General features: G+C 64.2%; 18 protein-coding genes and 1 tRNA gene. 14 read left to right on the forward strand and 5 right to left on the reverse strand.

Annotated elements, in window-relative coordinates:
- Positions 1–26 precede the first annotated feature (26 nt).
- Positions 27–833 carry an HDOD domain-containing protein gene (locus B2790_RS12330; protein ID WP_015271603.1) on the forward strand — a complete coding sequence of 269 codons (807 nt, stop codon included), beginning with the start codon at positions 27–29 and terminating at the stop codon, positions 831–833.
- 127 nt (positions 834–960) lie between these two features.
- Here the strand turns inward: B2790_RS12330 and B2790_RS12335 are convergent, their stop codons facing one another.
- Together B2790_RS12335 and B2790_RS12340 are read right to left on the reverse strand one after the other, a co-directional pair.
- A complete protein-coding gene (locus B2790_RS12335; RefSeq protein WP_025340432.1) occupies positions 961–2,340 on the reverse strand; it encodes a sensor histidine kinase in 1,380 nt (459 codons plus the stop codon).
- On the reverse strand, positions 2,333–3,004 hold the full coding sequence (locus B2790_RS12340) for a response regulator (RefSeq protein ID WP_025340433.1): 672 nt from the start codon (positions 3,002–3,004) through the stop codon (positions 2,333–2,335). The genes B2790_RS12335 and B2790_RS12340 overlap by 8 nt, the downstream gene beginning before the upstream one ends.
- A 199-nt stretch (positions 3,005–3,203) precedes the next feature.
- Between B2790_RS12340 and B2790_RS12345 the strand changes: the two genes are divergently transcribed.
- The 5 genes from B2790_RS12345 (at position 3,204) to B2790_RS12365 (ending at position 8,658) form a co-directional block, all read left to right on the forward strand.
- Positions 3,204–4,493, forward strand: coding sequence for an OprD family porin (locus B2790_RS12345; protein WP_286918927.1), 1,290 nt, complete (start codon positions 3,204–3,206; stop codon positions 4,491–4,493).
- Between the two features lie 46 nt (positions 4,494–4,539).
- Entirely contained in the window at positions 4,540–5,520 is a 981-nt protein-coding gene (locus B2790_RS12350) for a Bug family tripartite tricarboxylate transporter substrate binding protein (RefSeq protein ID WP_025340435.1), read from the forward strand.
- Between the two features lie 137 nt (positions 5,521–5,657).
- Entirely contained in the window at positions 5,658–6,116 is a 459-nt protein-coding gene (locus tag B2790_RS12355) for a tripartite tricarboxylate transporter TctB family protein (RefSeq protein WP_046614795.1), read from the forward strand.
- Positions 6,117–6,119: 3 nt separating this feature from the next.
- A complete protein-coding gene (locus B2790_RS12360) occupies positions 6,120–7,634 on the forward strand; it encodes a tripartite tricarboxylate transporter permease (RefSeq protein WP_025340437.1) in 1,515 nt (504 codons plus the stop codon).
- Positions 7,627–8,658, forward strand: a complete 1,032-nt coding sequence (locus tag B2790_RS12365) for an AbrB family transcriptional regulator (protein ID WP_085590287.1) — start codon at positions 7,627–7,629, stop codon at positions 8,656–8,658. The genes B2790_RS12360 and B2790_RS12365 overlap by 8 nt, the downstream gene beginning before the upstream one ends.
- 58 nt (positions 8,659–8,716) lie before the next feature.
- Here the strand turns inward: B2790_RS12365 and ung are convergent, their stop codons facing one another.
- Positions 8,717–9,409, reverse strand: a complete 693-nt coding sequence (gene ung / locus B2790_RS12370) for a uracil-DNA glycosylase (protein WP_075046180.1) — start codon at positions 9,407–9,409, stop codon at positions 8,717–8,719.
- 126 nt (positions 9,410–9,535) lie between these two features.
- Between ung and B2790_RS12375 the strand changes: the two genes are divergently transcribed.
- Positions 9,536–10,642, forward strand: a complete 1,107-nt coding sequence (locus B2790_RS12375; protein ID WP_286918928.1) for an enoyl-CoA hydratase/isomerase family protein — start codon at positions 9,536–9,538, stop codon at positions 10,640–10,642.
- Positions 10,643–10,684: 42 nt separating this feature from the next.
- Here B2790_RS12375 and B2790_RS12380 read toward each other — a convergent pair whose 3' ends face one another.
- Complete coding sequence (locus B2790_RS12380; protein ID WP_286918929.1) at positions 10,685–11,134, reverse strand: hypothetical protein; 450 nt, start codon at positions 11,132–11,134, stop codon at positions 10,685–10,687.
- A 143-nt stretch (positions 11,135–11,277) separates the two neighbouring features.
- Between B2790_RS12380 and B2790_RS12385 the strand changes: the two genes are divergently transcribed.
- The 7 genes from B2790_RS12385 (at position 11,278) to nadS (ending at position 16,376) form a co-directional block, all read left to right on the forward strand.
- Positions 11,278–11,490, forward strand: coding sequence for a cysteine-rich CWC family protein (locus tag B2790_RS12385; RefSeq protein WP_274078334.1), 213 nt, complete (start codon positions 11,278–11,280; stop codon positions 11,488–11,490).
- A 9-nt stretch (positions 11,491–11,499) separates the two neighbouring features.
- Complete coding sequence (locus B2790_RS12390; RefSeq protein ID WP_286918930.1) at positions 11,500–12,192, forward strand: pseudouridine synthase; 693 nt, start codon at positions 11,500–11,502, stop codon at positions 12,190–12,192.
- Between the two features lie 448 nt (positions 12,193–12,640).
- Positions 12,641–13,528: a (R)-3-hydroxydecanoyl-ACP:CoA transacylase gene (gene phaG, locus B2790_RS12395; RefSeq protein ID WP_075046184.1), complete on the forward strand. Its 888-nt coding sequence runs from the start codon at positions 12,641–12,643 to the stop codon at positions 13,526–13,528.
- Between the two features lie 111 nt (positions 13,529–13,639).
- Positions 13,640–13,713: transfer RNA gene (locus B2790_RS12400), tRNA-Gly, on the forward strand.
- A 164-nt stretch (positions 13,714–13,877) separates the two neighbouring features.
- Positions 13,878–15,584, forward strand: coding sequence for a SulP family inorganic anion transporter (locus tag B2790_RS12405; RefSeq protein WP_286918931.1), 1,707 nt, complete (start codon positions 13,878–13,880; stop codon positions 15,582–15,584).
- Between the two features lie 187 nt (positions 15,585–15,771).
- The gene (locus B2790_RS12410; RefSeq protein WP_075046186.1) at positions 15,772–16,092 is read left to right on the forward strand and encodes a type II toxin-antitoxin system RelE/ParE family toxin; all 321 of its coding nucleotides are present in this window, start codon (positions 15,772–15,774) and stop codon (positions 16,090–16,092) included.
- Entirely contained in the window at positions 16,089–16,376 is a 288-nt protein-coding gene (gene nadS / locus B2790_RS12415) for a NadS family protein (protein WP_075046187.1), read from the forward strand. Before B2790_RS12410 ends, nadS begins: the two co-directional genes overlap by 4 nt.
- A gap of 82 nt (positions 16,377–16,458) precedes the next feature.
- Here nadS and B2790_RS12420 read toward each other — a convergent pair whose 3' ends face one another.
- Complete coding sequence (locus B2790_RS12420; protein WP_085614243.1) at positions 16,459–17,526, reverse strand: glycerophosphodiester phosphodiesterase family protein; 1,068 nt, start codon at positions 17,524–17,526, stop codon at positions 16,459–16,461.
- Between the last annotated feature and the right edge of the window lie 227 nt (positions 17,527–17,753).

Genomic DNA, 17,753 nt, shown 5'->3' on the forward strand with positions numbered 1-17,753 from the left:
GCACCACCACTGCGGTAGACACGCCCATGAACAAGCTGGCCGAGATGGTTCAAGCACAGTTGCTCGATGCCATCGAGAAGGATGACCTGGTCCTGCCGACCCTGCCCGAGGTTGCCTTGAGCATCCGCGAGGCGGCGGAAGACAGCGAGATCAGCGTGGCGGCCCTGAGCAAGGTGATCGGTCGCGATGCGGCCCTTTCAGCGCGCCTGATCAAGGTCGTCAACAGCCCACTGCTGCGCGCGGCGGTCGAGGTCACCGACCTGCACACCGCCATCACGCGGCTGGGCATCAACTACAGCTGCAACCTGGCCATTGGCCTGGTGATCGAGCAGATTTTCCACGCCCGGGCGCCGGCGGTGGAGCAGAAGTTACGTGATATCTGGGCCAACAGCCTGGATGTGGCGGGCATCAGCTACGAAATCTGCCGCCGCTTTACTCAGCTCAAGCCCGACCAGGCCACCCTCGGCGGGCTGGTCAACCAGATTGGCGCACTGCCGGTGCTGATCTATGCCGAAGAGCACAACGAACTGCTGTCCGACCCGGTGTGCCTGCATTATGTGATCGAGCAGATCCAGCCGGTGCTGGGCGACAAGATCCTCAAGGCCTGGGAGTTTCCGGAGCAACTGGTCAACCTGCCGAGCCAGGTGCAGGACCTGGACCGGCAGACTGACAAGATCGACTACATCGACATCGTGCAGATCGCCCGCTGCATCAGCCAGCGCGGGCGCCACCGGCCGCTGGCGGCACTGCCGGCATACCGCCACCTGGGCCTGCCGTACGGCACCGAGCTTGAAGTGGGTGAACTGATCGAGGCGCGGAGCATGTTGCGCTGACCGGTGTCAGCCTGTGCCGGCCTCTTCACGGGTAAACCCGCTCCCACAGGTATAGCGCAGCCTTCAGCAGCGGCGCGGTCACTGTGGGAGCGGGTTCACCCGCGAAAGGGCCGGTACAGGCAACACATCAATCCGCAATAAAACTCACCCGCACCCGCAACCCGCCCTTCGCACCGTCATGCAGGCTCACCTGCGCCAGGTGCGCCCGGCAGATCTCGCCGACAATCGCCAAGCCAAGCCCACTGCCCTGCGCACTGCGCCGGTAGAAGCGCTCGAATACCCGCTCACGCTCAGCCTCGGGAATCCCCGGCCCGTCGTCCTCCACCTCAAGCACCGCCGGCGCCAGCACCCGCAAGATCACGTTGCCGCCAGCCGGCGTATGCGCCAAGGCATTGTCCACCAGGTTGCTCAACAGCTCGTTGAGCAGCGTCGGCTCCCCCTTCAGCCACACCGGCGCCTCGGCCTCCAGGGCCAGCGCCACCCCGCGCTTGTGCGCCAGCGGTGCCATGGCCATGCCCAGCTCACGAGCCAACTGGCTCAGGTCCAGGCGCTGCGCGCCGCCTTCGGCAATCGCCCGCGCACCGTTCTCGACCCGCGCCAGCGACAGCAGCTGGTTGGCCAGGTGGGTCAGCCGGTCAGTGCCCTGGGCCGCGGACTCCAGTGTCTGCCGCCACTCCTGCGGCTCGGCCGAACGCAAGCCCAGCTCGACCCGCGCCTTCAGCGCGGCCAGTGGCGTACGCAACTCGTGGGCAGCGTCGGCGATGAACTGCGCCTGGCGCTCGAACTGGCCGCGCAAACGCTCGGTGAAATGGTTCAAAGCCCGCACCAGTGGGCCCAGCTCACGCTGCACCTGCACCACCGGCAAGGCCCGCAGGTCGTCCGGCTGGCGCTCTTCCACCGCCGTGCGCAGGCGCTCCAGCGGCCGCAACGCGGCACTCACGGCAAACCACACCATCACCAGCGCGCCCAGCGCCAGCATCCCCAGGCGCAGCAGGGTATCGGCCATCAGGCCACGGGCCATGCGCACCCGCGCTTCCTCGGTCTCGGCCACACGGATTTCCGCCATGCCGTTCATGTTCGGCTCGCTCACCGGCTTCAGCAGGCTGACCACGCGCACGTCCTGGCCCAGGTAGGTGGCGTTGTAGAACCGCGCCAGCGCCGGGTAGTCGTCGGTACGCGGCGTGCCCGGCGGCGGCGCTGGCAGGTTCTCGTAGCCGGAAATCAGCCGCTGCTGGATGTCCAGCACCTGGTAGTAGATGCGCCCGGCACTGTCGTAGGCGAAGGTGTCCAGGGCCACGTAGGGCACATCTGCGCTCAGCGAGCCGTCACGCTGGGACAGGCCTGCGGCAATGGTCCGCGCCGAGGCCAGCAGGGTGCGGTCGTAGGCGGTGTCGGCGGCCTCGCGGCCGTTCCAGTAGGCGCTCAGGCCACTGGCCAGCATCAGCACCACCAGCAGCAAGGCCAGGTTGCCGAGCAAGCGCCCGCGCAGGCTGCCGTTGTCACGCATCGCGGTGCTCGAGCAGGTAGCCCAGGCCACGGAAGGTGACGATGGCCACCGGGTGGCCGTCGAGCTTCTTGCGCAGGCGGTGGATGTAGATTTCGATGGCGTCGGGGCTGGCTTCTTCGTCCAGGCCGAACACCTGGGCGGCCAGTTGCTCCTTGCTCATCACCCGGCCCGGTCGGGCGATCAGCGCTTCCAGTACGCTCTGTTCGCGCGAGGTCAGGGTCAGGTTTTCGCCACCCAGGGCGAAGCGCCGGGTGTCCAGGTCGTACACCAGCGGCCCGCAGCGTTGCTGGCGCTCGCCACCGAGCACGCTGCGCCGCAGCAGGGCCTTGACCCGTGCTTCCAGTTCGGTCAGCTCGAACGGCTTGGCCAGGTAGTCGTCGGCGCCCAGGTTCAGGCCGTGGACCCGGTCCTTGACGTCACTGCGCGCGGTCAGCATCAGCACCGGCAGGGTCTTGCCACGGCCGCGCAGGCGCGCCAGCACCTCGAAGCCGTCCATGCGCGGCAAGCCGACATCCAGCACGGCCACGGCGTATTCCTCGCTGGCCAGGGCCAGGTCGGCGGCCACGCCGTCATGCAGCACATCCACGGTCAGGCCATGGCTTTTCAAGGCCTGGGCCACGCTTTCGGCCAGTTGCAGGTGGTCTTCTACCAGCAGCACACGCATCGGATTCTCCCTGCTCGGGTGGGACGGTGGCGCGGAGTGTACCGCTGTCGGCAGGCCTGTGAAGCCCTGTCGACAAACCTTTCACGCTGAAAGGTTAGCGAAAGGTTGGTTACCTAGCATCGCACCACGGTCGCCCTTCGCGCCGAAAAAAGCACCAGCAAGGTGCAACGAATAAGAACAATAAACGGAGCCATCAGTGATGCTGTCATCGCAGCCGCAGGCGTTCGCGCCTACCCGTTCCTTTGCCGCACGCCCCTCCGCCATCGCCAGCGCCCTTGCGCTTGCCGGTGTCGCCCCGATGAGCCAGGCCGCCTTCTTCGAAGACAGCACGGCCACCTTCGAAACCCGCAACATGTACTTCAACCGCGACTTCCGCGACGGCACCAGTGCGCAGCAATCCAAGCGCGACGAGTGGGCCCAGGGCTTCATGCTCAACTTCGAGTCTGGCTACACCGATGGCACCGTGGGCTTCGGCCTGGATGCGCTGGGCATGCTCGGCATCAAGCTCGACTCCAGCCCCGACCGCACCGACACCGGCCTGCTGCCGACCCACGATGACGGCAAGGCCGCCGACGAGTACTCCAAGCTCGGCCTGACCGGCAAGGTGAAGGTGTCGCAGACCGAACTGAAGATCGGCACGCTGATCCCCGAACTGCCGACCCTGCAGCCCAACGATGGGCGCATCCTGCCGCAAACCTTCGAAGGCGGCCTGCTCACCTCGAAGGAGGTCAAGGGCCTGACCTTCACCGGCGGCCGACTGGACAAGGCCAAGGACCGCAACGACACCAACTGGGAAGACCTGGCCCTGAACAACAAGAACGGCCGCTTCGGTGGCTCGTTCAGCGCCGACAACCTGGACCTGGCCGGCCTCGACTACCAGTTCACCGATCGCATCACCGGCAGCTACCACTTTGCCCAGCTCGACGATATCTACCGCCAGCACTTCATCGGCATGGTCGCCACCCAGCCATGGGGCCCGGGCACCTTCGGCGCCGACCTGCGCCTGGCGGTGAGTGACGACGCCGGCGCCTCCAAGGCCGGCAACATCGACAACACCACCGTCAACGGCATGCTCAGCTACGCCCTGGGCGGGCACAAGGTCAGCGCCGCCTGGCAGCAGCTGTCCGGCGACAGCGCCTTCCCGTACGTCGATGGTGCCGACCCGTACCTGGTCAACTTCGTCCAGATCAACGACTTCGCCGGCGCCGACGAGCGCTCCTGGCAGGCGCGCTACGACTACAACTTCGCCGCACTCGGCGTGCCCGGCCTGACCTTCATGACCCGCTACATCAGCGGCGACAACGTCAGCCGCGCGGCCGGCGGCGAGGGCAAGGAGTGGGAGCGCAACACCGAACTGAAGTACGTGGTACAAAGCGGCCCGTTGAAGAACGTCGCCGTGCGCCTGCGCAACGCCACCTTCCGCTCCAACTTCGCCCGCGACGCGGACGAGGTGCGGCTGCTGGTGAGCTACAGCGTGGCGCTGTGGTAACCCCATAGCGATAACTTGATAACAACAACGCTCACGGAGATAGACGATGACCTTTTCACTGCGCCGCCTCGTCCTCGCTACCGGCTGCCTGCTGTTGGCCGGCAACGCCCTCGCTGCCGAACCGAAACGCCCCGAATGCATTGCCCCCGCCTCGCCCGGCGGCGGCTTCGACCTGACCTGCAAACTGGTGCAGAGCGCCCTGGTGCAGGAAAAGATCCTCACCAAGCCGATGCGCGTCACCTACATGCCCGGCGGTGTCGGCGCGGTGGCCTACAACGCCGTGGTCGCCCAGCGCCCGGCCGATGCCGGCACCCTGGTGGCCTGGTCCAGCGGCTCGCTGCTGAACCTGGCCCAGGGCAAGTTCGGCCGCTTTGACGAAAACGCGGTGAAATGGCTGGCCGCCGTCGGCACCAGCTACGGCGCCATCGCAGTGAAAAGCGACTCGCCCTACAAGACCCTCGACGATCTGGTCGCGGCGTTGAAGAAAGACCCGAGCAAGGTGGTGATCGGCTCCGGCGGTACCGTCGGCAGCCAGGACTGGATGCAGACCGCCCTGATCGCCAAGGCCGCCGGCATCAACCCGCGTGACCTGCGCTACGTGGCCCTGGAAGGCGGCGGCGAAATCGCCACGGCGTTGCTGGGCGGGCATATCCAGGTAGGCTCGACCGACATCTCCGACTCCATGCCGCACATTCAGAGCGGCAACATGCGCATCCTCGCGGTGTTCTCGGAAAACCGCCTGGACGAGCCCGAGATGAAAGACATCCCCACCGCCAAGGAGCAGGGCTACGACATCGTCTGGCCGGTGGTACGCGGTTTCTACCTGGGGCCAAAGGTGAGCGACGAGGACTACGCCTGGTGGAAACAGTCATTCGACAAGATGCTGGCCTCGGAAGACTTCGCCAAGCTGCGTGACCAGCGCGAACTGTTCCCCTTCGCCATGACCGGTGCAGAGCTGGACGGCTATGTGAAGAAGCAAGTGGCTGACTACAAGGCACTGGCCAGGGAGTTTGGCCTGATCCAGTAAGCCGCCACCGCCCTTTCACCGACCCTGTGGGAGCGGGCGCGCCCGCGAAGAAGACACCGCGGTGCCTGGCACCGGCGTTGCCGGTGTTCGCGGGCATGCCCGCTCCCACAGGGTCCGTGCTCAATGAGGACTCTCTGATGATCCTGCAACGCATCTTCGCCCTGGCCCTGCTGGCGGTGTGCGCCGCCCTGGCCGTGATGGCCTGGCCTTACCAGGCGGCGTTTTCCTATGAACCGGTGGGCCCGCGCGCCTACCCGCTGTTGATGCTCGGCCTGCTTGGCCTGGGCCTGCTGTACCTGGTGTTCCGCCCCACGCCCATCGTGCGCAAGGACGACGAACCAGAACTGGACCGCGAAACCCTGATCAAGATCACCGCCTGCGTCGGCCTGCTGATCGTTTTCGCCAGCACCTTCGAAGCCCTGGGCTTTATCCTCAGCGCCATCCTGGTCGGCGTGCCCATGGCCCGCCTGTACGGCGGCCGCTGGCTGCACAGCGCCATCGTGGTGGTGGGCATGAGCCTGTTCCTCTACTGGCTGTTCGACCGTGTGATGGACGTGCCCCTGCCCCTTGGCCTGCTGAGCGTACTGGAGAACTGACACATGGATACCTTGAGCTACCTGGGTCAGGGCTTCGGCGTCGCCCTGTCCCCCTACAACCTGGTCACCGCCCTCTCCGGCACGCTGATCGGCACCGTGGTCGGCCTGCTGCCGGGCCTGGGCCCGATCAACGGCGTGGCCTTGCTGATCCCCATCGCCTTCGCCCTCGGCCTGCCGCCGGAGTCGGCGCTGATCCTGCTGGCGGCGGTGTACCTGGGCTGTGAATACGGTGGGCGCATCAGTTCGATCCTGCTGAACATCCCCGGCGAAGCCTCGACCGTGATGACCACCCTCGATGGCTACCCGATGGCCCGCAATGGCCTGGCTGGCGTAGCGCTGTCGCTGTCGGCCTGGAGTTCGTTCATCGGTGCGCTGATCGCCACCTGCGGCATGGTGCTGTTCGCCCCGCTGCTGGCGAAATGGGCAATCGCCTTCGGCCCGGCGGAGTACTTCGTGCTGATGGTGTTCGCCATCGTCGCCCTCGGTGGCATGGCCGGCGACAAGCCGCTGAAAACCTTCATTGCCGCACTGATCGGCCTGTTCCTGTCGGCAGTCGGCATCGATGCCAACAGTGGCGTGTACCGTTTCACCGGCGACAGCGTGCATCTGGCCGACGGCATCCAGTTCGTGGTGCTGGTGCTGGGCCTGTTCTCCATCAGCGAAATCCTCCTGCTGCTGGAAAAGACCCACCATGGCCACCAGGCAGTCAAGGCCACCGGGCGCATGCTGTTCAACTTCAAGGAAGCGGCCTCGGTGTTCGTGGTCAACATCCGCTGCGGCCTGCTGGGCTTCATCATGGGTGTGCTGCCTGGCGCCGGTGCAACACTGGCCAGCGCCGTGGCCTACATGACCGAAAAACGCCTGGCAGGTGACAAGGGCAAGTTCGGCAAGGGCGACGCCCGCGGCCTGGCCGCCCCGGAAACCGCCATCGGTGCCTCCTGCTGTGGCGCCCTGGTACCGATGCTGACCCTGGGCGTACCCGGCTCGGGCACCACCGCGGTGATGATCGGCGCTCTTACCTTGTACAACATCACCCCGGGCCCACTGCTGTTCGAACAGCAGCCAGACATCGTCTGGGGCCTGATCGCCTCGCTGTTCATCGCCAACATCATGCTGGTGATCCTCAACATCCCGATGATCCGCATCTTCACCCGCATCCTCGCCGTGCCGAACTGGGCGCTGGTGCCGGTGATCGCCATCATCACGGGGATCGGGGTGTACGCCGTGCATGCCACCACCTTCGACCTGTTCCTGATGGTCGGCATCGGCATCATGGGCTATATCCTGCGCAAGCTGGACTTCCCGCTGTCGCCGATCCTGCTCGGCTTCATCCTCGGTGGGCTGATGGAGCAGAACCTGCGCCGGGCGCTGTCGATCTCCAACGGCGAACTGGGCATCCTCTGGTCGAGCCCGATCAGCATGTCGGTATGGGTACTGACCATTTGCATGCTGACCCTGCCGCTGCTGCGCATCTGGCGCAAACGCAGCCAGCAGCGCCGGGCGATGGCCGATGCCTGATCGCTCGTTGCCGTTGTTTGTCGCGACCGGGCTGGTCGGCCTCGCTGGCGGTTTTGCCGCCAGCAAGGTCGGCTGGCCTTTGCCGTGGATGGTCGGCTCGTTGCTGGCGATCATCCTGGTGCGCTGCCTGACACCCTGGCAGCTGCCGGAAATCCCCAATGGTCGCAAATGCGGGCAGTGGATCATCGGCATCGGTATCGGCCTGCACTTCACCCCGGCGGTGATCGAGCAGGTGGCCAGCCATTTCGCACTGATCTTCTTCGGCGCGCTGTTCACCACCCTGTCCAGCGTGATCAGCGTATGGCTGTTGCGGCGCACCGGTGAAGACCGTGCCACGGCGTTCTTTGCCAGCATGCCGGGCGGTTCGGGGGAGATGGTCAACCTTGGCGCGCGCAACGGCGCGGTGCTCAGCCAGGTAGCGGCGGCGCAGAGCCTGCGCGTGCTGGCGGTGGTACTGTGCGTGCCGGCGCTGTTCAAGTTCCTGCTGGGTGACGGAGTACCGCTGAATCACACCGGCAGTGTGAGCTGGGGCTGGCTGGCGCTGATTGCGCCGCTGGGCGTTGCCGTCGCCTTGCTCTGGCAGCGCTTGCGCCAGCCCAACCCGTGGCTGTTCGGGCCATTGCTGGTGGCAGCCACCGTGAGCCTGGCGGGCAACCTGCAGATAACCCTGCCCAATGGCGCCAGCCAGATCGGCCAGTGGTTGATCGGCAGTGGCCTGGCCTGCCACTTCAACCGCGCGTTCTTCCGCCGCGCACCGTCGTTCCTGGGGCGTACCCTGGTGGCCACGGCGTTGTGCATGGCGATTGCCGGCAGCGCCGCTTGGGTATTGAGCGTCATGACCGCGCTGGATCTGCGCTCGCTGACATTGGGGATGATGCCGGGCGGAATTGCCGAGATGAGCCTGACGGCAGAGACCCTGCAACTGTCGGTGCCGCTGGTGACGGCGCTGCAGGTGATGCGCTTGTTGTTCGTGCTGTTTCTGGCAGAGCCGTTGTTCCGGGTGTGGAACACCAACTCGGAATAATCGCGTCGCCTGCTTCGCGGGCTTGCCCGCGAAGCAGGCGACGCGTTCTTTCAGGTGATCACAGCGGCGGCAACGCCCAGTTGATCGGCGCCAGCCCGCGCTGCTGGAGGAAACTGTTGGCCCGGCTGAAATGCCCGCACCCCAGGAACCCACGGTAAGCCGACAACGGCGATGGATGCACCGATTTCAGCACCAGATGCTTGGTCCCGTCGATCAGCTTCTGCTTGCTTTGCGCATGCGAGCCCCACAGCAGGAACACCACGTTCGGGCACTGCTCGCTGACCACCTGGATGACCCGGTCGGTAAAGAACTCCCAGCCTTTCTTGGCATGCGACGCGGCATTGGCGCGCTCCACGGTCATGGTCGTGTTGAGCAACAGCACGCCCTGCTCGGCCCAGCTCTGCAGGTAGCCATGGTTGGCAATCGGGATGTTCAGGTCGCGCTGCAGCTCCTTGTAGATGTTGACCAGCGACGGTGGCGTGGCCACGCCCGGCTGCACCGAGAAGCACAGGCCATGCGCCTGGCCCGGCCCGTGGTACGGGTCCTGGCCGAGGATGACCACCTTCACCTGGTCCAGCGGCGTCGAGTTGAGCGCATTGAAGATCAACGGCCCTGGCGGGTAGATCTCTTTGCCGGCGGCGTACTCGCCGCGCAGGAACTCGCGCAGCTGATGCATGTAGGGCTGGTCGAATTCGGCGCGCAAGGCGGCCTTCCAGCTGGGTTCGAGTTTGATGCGATCGTCGTCAGTCATGGGGCCTTCCATAAACAATGGCGCGACACTAGGTAAGCCCTTCCCGCTTGTCAAACGATCCGACCGACGACCGGCATGTTCGGCCAGGCAAGCCATACTTGTCCGATGACTTGCGCGAGGTAGTCCATGACCATTCATTGCGAGGTACTCACCGGCGCCGATGGCGCCCGCATCGGCATCGCCACCCTGGATGCGCCCAAGGCGCTCAATGCCCTGAACCTGCCGATGATCGAGGTATTGGGCGAACAGTTGCACGCCTGGGCTCGCGACCCAGGGATCGTTTGCGTGCTGCTGCGCGGCAACGGTGCCAAGGCCTTCTGTGCCGGCGGTGATGTGCGTGCGCTGGTGCAAGCCTGCCGCGACCACCCCGGCAGCGTACCCCCGCTGGCCGCCACCTTCTTTGCCGCCGAATATCGCCTGGACTTTGCCCTGCACACCTATCCCAAGCCGCTGCTGTGCTGGGGGCACGGGCATGTGCTGGGCGGCGGCATGGGCCTGCTGCAGGGCGCCAATGTACGTATCGTCACCCCCAGCAGTCAGCTGGCCATGCCGGAAATCAGCATCGGCCTGTACCCGGACGTGGGCGCCAGCTGGTTCCTTGCCCGCCTGCCGGGCAAGCTGGGGTTGTTCCTCGGCCTGACGGGCGCGCCGATCAATGCCCACGACGCCTTGGACCTGGGCCTGGCCGACCGCTTTCTGGGTGAGTACCAGCAAGAGGCGCTGATCGAAGAACTGCTGCAACTGAACTGGCAGGAACAAACTGCCCTGCAACTGAACAGCCTGCTCAAGGCCGAACAGCACCGCGCCTGCGCCGAGTTGCCCGAGGCCCAGTGGCTGCCGCGGCGACAGGTAATCGATCAGTTGCTCGATGTGGCCGACGCAGCAGCCGCCTGGCGTGCGCTGGAGGGGCTCAAGCACCACGAGGACCCGCTGCTGGCAGATGCCGGCCAACGGTTGCATGAAGGTTGCCCGCTGACCGCACACCTGGTGTGGGAACAGATCCGCCGGGCACGGCACCTGTCGTTGGCGCAGGTGTTTCAGATGGAGTACAGCATGAGCCTGAACTGCTGCCGCCACCCGGAATTCAGCGAAGGCGTGCGTGCGCGCTTGCTGGACAAGGACAACCAGCCGCACTGGCACTGGCCCGATGTGGCGCAAGTGCCGGCGGCGGTGGTGGAGGCGCATTTTGCCAAGGTGTGGGAGGGGCGGCATCCGCTGGCGGATCTCGGGTAGCGTCGCGAAAGGGGCGCACCGCGCCCCCGATTTTCAATTCATCTACCGCTGCCAGTTCCTTCCTTGCCCATGCCCACGCCGCCCGTCCCCGCGCCGGTCATCATCCCCCCGCCCGTTGGAGTGCCAACGGTCATTCTGGTAGCGCTGGCTGCCACCGCGATAATCATGACGGTCCCGGTCGCGCCCATAGTCATACCGCTGGCGGTTGCCATAGTCATAGCGTGGGTTGCCATGCCACTGCTTCATCCCCGGCTGTGGATGAGACCGGTAGTGAGGCGCAGGCGCCGAGCGGTAGTAGTAACGCGGCGCCGGCTGGTAGTAATAGCGCTGTTGCGGCGTTACGTAATAGCGGTCATAGCGGTAATAATCCGGTGAAACATAACGGTCGGAATAGTAGTGGTCCGATCGGTAATAGCCCCCGCTCTCGTAGTACGGAACGCAGGCGGAAGTCATCAGCCCCAGCAGGGCGATCAACAGGATTCGATAGGACATGGCGGCCTCCTGGACCGCTGGAGTGCCCGAACAGCGGCGCTGGCGAGCATCGATGCGAAATGCGATCATCGACATTGAATAAGACAGTGCCGCCAAGGTGCAGTGCCATTTCTGCAACAATTTGATACAGGTGAGCGGCAGCCATGCCCGATAACCAGCACTGCCCCGCTTGTGGCGCCCTCAACCAGTGCAGCCTGGCCGACCCGCGCCGGGCCACCCAGGCCTGCTGGTGTTACAGCGTGACCATCGACCCTGCCGTGCTCGAGGCCCTGCCCGCCGCGCTACGCGACAAAGCCTGCCTGTGCCCGCGCTGCGCCGCCGTCGAAGAACAACTTCGCTCCCCCGCCTCCGACTGACCGTTTGCCATGCGCCTCGACCGTTTCCTCGCCAACCTGCCCAGCCACAACCGCCAGCAAGTCCGCCTGATGCTGGCGCAACGCCGTGTGCGGCTGGATGGCCAGGTGGTCAGCGACCCGCTGGCCGAGGTGCGTGAATTCAGCCGCGTGGAGCTGGACAACCAGCTGCTGCAGGCTGGCCGCCCGGCGCGCTACCTGATGCTGCACAAGCCCGCTGGCTGCGTCAGCGCCACTCAGGATCCGCAACACCGCACCGTGCTCGACCTGCTGCCCGCCGCGTTGCGTGAGGACCTGCACATTGCCGGGCGCCTGGACTTCAACACCACCGGCCTGATGATCCTGACCAACGATGGCCAATGGTCACGGCGGCTTACCCAGCCCACGACCAAGCTGCCCAAGCACTACCTGGTGGAAACCGAGGACGAGATTGGCGAGCACTATGTGGCCAAGTTCCTGGAGGGTTTCTACTTCGCCTTCGAAGACCTCACCACCCTGCCCGCCCAGCTGGACATCCTCGGGCCGCGCCAGGCACGGCTGGCGATCGTCGAAGGGCGCTATCACCAGGTGAAGCGCATGTTCGGCCATTTCGACAACAAGGTGGTGGGGTTGCATCGGGAGAGCATGGGGGCGATCCGGCTGGACCCGGGGTTGGCGCCAGGGGCGTTTCGTGAGCTGACGGCGGATGAAATAGCGACGGTCTAGTCAGCCTGTACCGGCCTCTTCGCGGGCACGCCCGCTCCCACAGGTACACCACAGGCCTCCGGGCTGGAGTGACCTCTGTGGGAGCGGGCGAGCCCGCGAAGAGGCCGGAACAGACAGATCAGGGTCGTCATACGACCGCTCAGCGACAAAAGTCACATTTTCCCCCGAACGGCACTTGCGGGATCCCCGACCCACTGCTTGAATCCAAATCGTCAGTCTGCATGTGACTACCAAGTCACACCCGCAGTCGAAGACACCTTTTGCCGGCCACCCAGGGCCTCGATGCCTTGGGGCACGGCAAATTGCCCGCCAAAAACAATACCGTCGACGCAAGTGCCAAGGATCGACACAGGGCCCCCCGGTATCTCTTCAGGCAAATGCCTACCTGTCATAAAGAACGTGCACCCTAGGTGACGCGAATACCCTTTTTGCGCCAGGAGTCGATGACATGAGGCCAGAAATCGCTGTACTTGATATCCAAGGTCAGTATCGGGTTTACACGGAGTTCTATCGCGCGGATGCGGCCGAGAATACGATCATTTTGATCAATGGCTCGCTGGCCACCACGGCCTCGTTCGCCCAGACGGTACGTAACCTGCACCCGCAGTTCAACGTAGTACTGTTCGACCAGCCATACGCGGGCAAATCCAAGCCGCACAATCGCCAGGAACGCCTTATCAGCAAGGAGACCGAAGCACATATCCTCCTCGAGCTGATCGAGCACTTCCAGGCAGACCACGTGATGTCGTTCTCGTGGGGTGGCGCAAGTACGCTGCTGGCGCTGGCGCACCAGCCGCGGCACGTGAAGAAAGCTGTAGTGAGTTCGTTCTCACCGGTGATCAACGAACCGATGCGCGACTACCTGGACCGTGGTTGCCAGTACCTGGCCGCCTGCGACCGCTATCAGGTCGGCAACCTGGTCAACGACACCATCGGCAAACACCTGCCGTCACTGTTCAAGCGCTTCAACTACCGCCACGTCAGCAGCCTGGACAGCCACGAGTACGCGCAGATGCACTTCCACATCAACGAGGTGCTGCAACATGACCTGGAGCGGGCGCTGGATGGTGCACGCAATATCGACATCCCGGTGCTGTTCATCAACGGCGACCGCGACGAGTACACCACGGTCGAAGATGCGCGGCAGTTCAGCAAGCACGTGGGCCGCAGCCACTTCAGCGTGATCCGCGACGCAGGCCACTTCCTGGACATGGAAAACAAGACCGCTTGCGAGGACACCCGCAGCGTCATGCTGGGGTTCCTGAAGCCAACCATGCGTGAACCTCGTCACCGTTACCAGCCTGTAAAACAGGGGCAGCATGCATTGGCCATCTGAGCAGCTCGGCGTCCTGTGGATGAGACCCGCAAGCCAGGGGGCGCCGACAAGCTTTTTTATAACTTGGGCTTCTAATTCGTTGAGGGTTCTGGTAAAAAGTGCTGCGCAAACGCGGGTATAGTTTAGTGGCAAAACGAAAGCTTCCCAAGCTTTAGTTGAGGGTTCGATTCCCTCTACCCGCTCCAAATCGCATTCCCGCATGGCGTTCCCGCAACGTCATCGCTGTCAAAAGGAGCCCAGGCTCCTTTTTTCGTTTCTCCCCCTCCCTTTGATCTGCCCCATGGCCATTTGCCTGCCGATCCGCTTCAATGCGTGGATGGATTCGTGAAGCATTTCGAAAGGACGACGCATGTTTCTCTCCCGCTGGCTACCGGGCCTTGCCAACCTGCTGCACTACCGCCGCGAGTGGTTCCACGCCGACCTGCAGGCCGGCCTCTCGGTGGCAGCGATCCAGATTCCCATAGCCATCGCCTACGCGCAGATCGTCGGCCTGCCGCCGCAGTACGGCCTGTATGCCTGTGTGCTGCCGATGATGGTCTACGCCCTGATCGGCAGCTCGCGCCAGCTGATGGTAGGCCCTGACGCCGCCACCTGCGCGATGATCGCCGGCGCCGTGGCGCCGTTGGCCATGGGCGAGCCGCACCGCATTGCCGAACTGTCGGTGATCGTCACCTTGCTGGTCGGGGTAATGCTGATCGCGGCCGGAGTGGCCCGGGCCGGGTTCATCGCCAGCTTCTTCTCGCGGCCGATCCTGATCGGCTATCTCAACGGTATCGGCCTGAGCCTGATCGCCGGGCAGTTGTCCAAGGTGGTGGGGTTCAAGATCGAGGGCGACGGCTTCATCCTCAGCCTGATCAACTTCTTCCAGCGCCTGGGCGAAATCCACTGGGTGACGCTGCTCATCGGCCTCGCCGCACTGGGCCTGCTGATCTGGCTGCCACGGCGCTACCCCCGCCTGCCTGCGGCGCTGACGGTAGTGGCGCTGTTCATGCTGCTGGTCGGCCTGTTCGGCCTCGACCGCTTCGGCGTCGCCATTCTCGGCCCGGTGCCTGCCGGCATCCCGCAGCTGGCCTGGCCACACAGTAACCTGGCAGAAATGAAAAGCCTGCTGCGCGACGCCTTGGGTATCGCCACCGTCAGCTTCTGCAGCGCCATGCTCACCGCACGCAGCTTTGCCGCCCGGCACGGCTACGCGATCAACGCCAACCACGAATTCGTCGCCCTGGGCGTAAGCAACCTGGCTGCCGGTGTTTCCCAGGGCTTTGCCATCAGCGGCGCAGACTCGCGCACGGCGGTCAACGACATGGTCGGTGGCAAGAGCCAGCTGGTGGGCATCATCGCCGCGCTGGTCATCGCCCTGATCCTGCTGTTCTTCACCGCACCGATGGCGTGGATCCCGCAGGCCGCGCTGGGCGCCGTGCTGCTGATGGCCGGCTGGGGGCTGATCGACATCAAGTCGCTGGGGCACATTCGCCGCCTGAGCCGCTTCGAGTTCTGGCTGTGCCTGCTGACCACGGTCGGCGTGCTGAGCCTGGGCGTACTGCCCGGTATCGTGTTTGCCGTGACCCTGGCGATCCTGCGCCTGCTGTACAGCATCTATCAGCCCACCGACGCGGTGCTGGGCTGGCTGCCGGGCACCGAAGGCCAGGTGGACACCCGCAAACACAAGGATGCCCGCACCGTGCCTGGCCTGGTGGTGTACCGCTTCGACGACGCGATCCTGTTCTTCAACGCCGACTACTTCAAGATGCGCCTGCTCGAGGCGGTGCAGAGCCAGGACCAGCCCAAGGCCGTGCTGTTCGATGCCGAAGCGGTAACCAGCATCGACGTCAGCGGCATCGCCGCCCTGCGCGAAGTGCGCGACACCCTGGCCGCCCAGGGCATCTTCTTCGCCATCGCCCGCGCCCGCGGCACCTTCCTGCGCATGCTGGTGCGCTCGGGGATGGCCCGCGAGATGGAAGACAAACTGCTGTTCGGCTCGGTGCGGGCGGGCATTCGCGCCTATCGGGTTTGGCGTAACAGGAGTCGTAGTGTGAAGGTGACTGAACAAGGCTGACGGGCGAGTTGATGCCACAAATTTGCCTCCTACAGAGAAAAGGACTACTCGGCATTCGGAAAGGGATGATGGGCTAGCGACAACCTTGTTCGCTAGCCTCGTTTTCCCGCTCTGAAGACACGGCCGGGCACTCCCATATCTGTAGCGCTGGATAACCGGAAGCTACGCCAATGGCGTACACTCTGCTATGCTTTTCACTGAAACAACCTTGTTCACCAAACGAGTCAGAGAACTCCTTGATGATGACACCTATCGCTTGCTGCAAGTCAGGCTCATGGCTTCACCTGAGACAGGAGACCTGATTGAGGGAACCGGTGGCCTACGCAAAATACGAGTGCCCGCTAACGGGCATGGAAAACGCGGTGGTGCCAGGGTTATCTACTACCACTTCATATCCAGATCACAGATAGCCATGCTCTACATCTACGGCAAAAATGAGCAGCCCGATCTGTCCAGCGAGCAGCGCAAGGCATTGAAGTCCATCATTGAACACTGGAGGCATGCATGAACCGCTTTTTTGACGAACTGATGGAGAGCGTTCAACAGATGGACGACATCGTCCAGGGCAAGTGCGCGCCTTCTCGCGAATTCGCAATCGATGCTCTTCAGGTACGAAGCATCCGCAGGGCAACAGGGCTTTCACAAGTACGCTTTGCCGAGATGATCGATGTTCAGGTCGCCACGCTGAGAAATTGGGAACAAGGCCGACGAGAACCGACCGGGCCAGCCAAGGCATTGTTACGTGCGATACGCAACGATCCAGATCATGTACTGAAGGCCCTTGCTCACTGACATAGGCCCGCCTGACCAGCATGATCACCTGTGGCAGACTGTTCAGCGCTTTGGCCGCTACAAACCGTCCGCCTGCAACCATTCAGTATCCCAACCTCTCCAGCATCACAACCTCTGGCTCCGCCGGACGCTGATAGAACCGTAGCAACGCCCCCGTGCGGTTGGTAAAGATCCCGTCGACACCTGCCTTCATCGCCTTGTCGAAGTCCACCGGTTCGTCGAGGGTGTACGCATGCACCAGCAGATCCCGCGCCTGGCTGGCCTGGTTCATCCAGGGCTGGATCAGGTCGGCATAGCTCTGTTCACCCAGATGAGTGCGCATGGCAGAAGGCCCCGTACCGACCGCACCGCCCTGCCTGGCCTGATCGAGCCAGCGCAGGAATTCCGCCTGGTCCTTCGGCTGCTGACGGGCATAGAACGCGGCCTTGTCGGTTTCACCCGAGTCAGCGAAATCCTGCCCGGAAGCGGGCTCGATGGTTTTTGTCCCCACCCACAGCAGGAGTACCTTCGGCACCTGCGGCATGGCCTCGTGCAGCAACGCCAGGCTGTTGCGGTCGAAGGTCTGCAACACCACACGGCCTGGCCGGTCGAGCCAGCCGCGGGCTGCGAGGCGCGCCTTCAGGTCCTGCTCGATACCCGGGAACTGCTTGGGGACCTTGGTCTCGATGTACAACCCAGGGTGCCGCTCGGGGTTGCCTTCGGCGATGTCGATGACCTCGTCCAGGGTGAGGATCGGCAGTTTGCGGAAAGAGGCCCGGGCGCGCGCCGGGTAGGCCTGGTTGAACCAGCTGCCAGCATCCAGCGACTTCAGCTCGGCGAGCGTGAAGGCGCTGACCGGGCTGTCCTTTCGCTCTGGGAAGCGCTCGGCGACATCGCTGGTACGCGACAGCACATCGTCATGGACCACCACCAGCACGCCGTCACTGCTGCGTTGCAGGTCGAGTTCCAGGTAGTCGGCGCCCTGGTCGCGGGCCAGCAGGTATGCAGGGGTGGTGGATTCCGGGGCATCGTACGAGGCGCCGCGGTGGGCGATCACCGCCGGGTGCGCAATGCCGTGGGCGGTGGCCAGGGCCTTGCCATTGCTGGCGGAAGCGGCCGATACAGTGAACAAAGCGGTCAAAGCCAAGAAACTGAACATGGGATTGCGCATGGATAAGTCCTTTATCGTCCTGTGAACCTTGCGCTGCCTGTTCTGGCCTCTTCGCGGGCACGCCCGCTCCCACAGGTACTGCACTGAATTCAAGGGCAGTGTAATTCCTGTGGGAGCGGGCGTGCCCGCGAAGGGGCCGGCATTGCCGACACAAGGCCCTTGCCTGGATACAACCCTCGCACACCTTGCATGACATGCTAAAGTCGCCCCCGTTCCCGCTCCACCCA

The sequence above is a fragment of the Pseudomonas sp. UBA6753 genome (assembly GCF_002453565.1).
Classification (GTDB): Bacteria; Pseudomonadota; Gammaproteobacteria; order Pseudomonadales; family Pseudomonadaceae; genus Aquipseudomonas; species Aquipseudomonas putida_Z.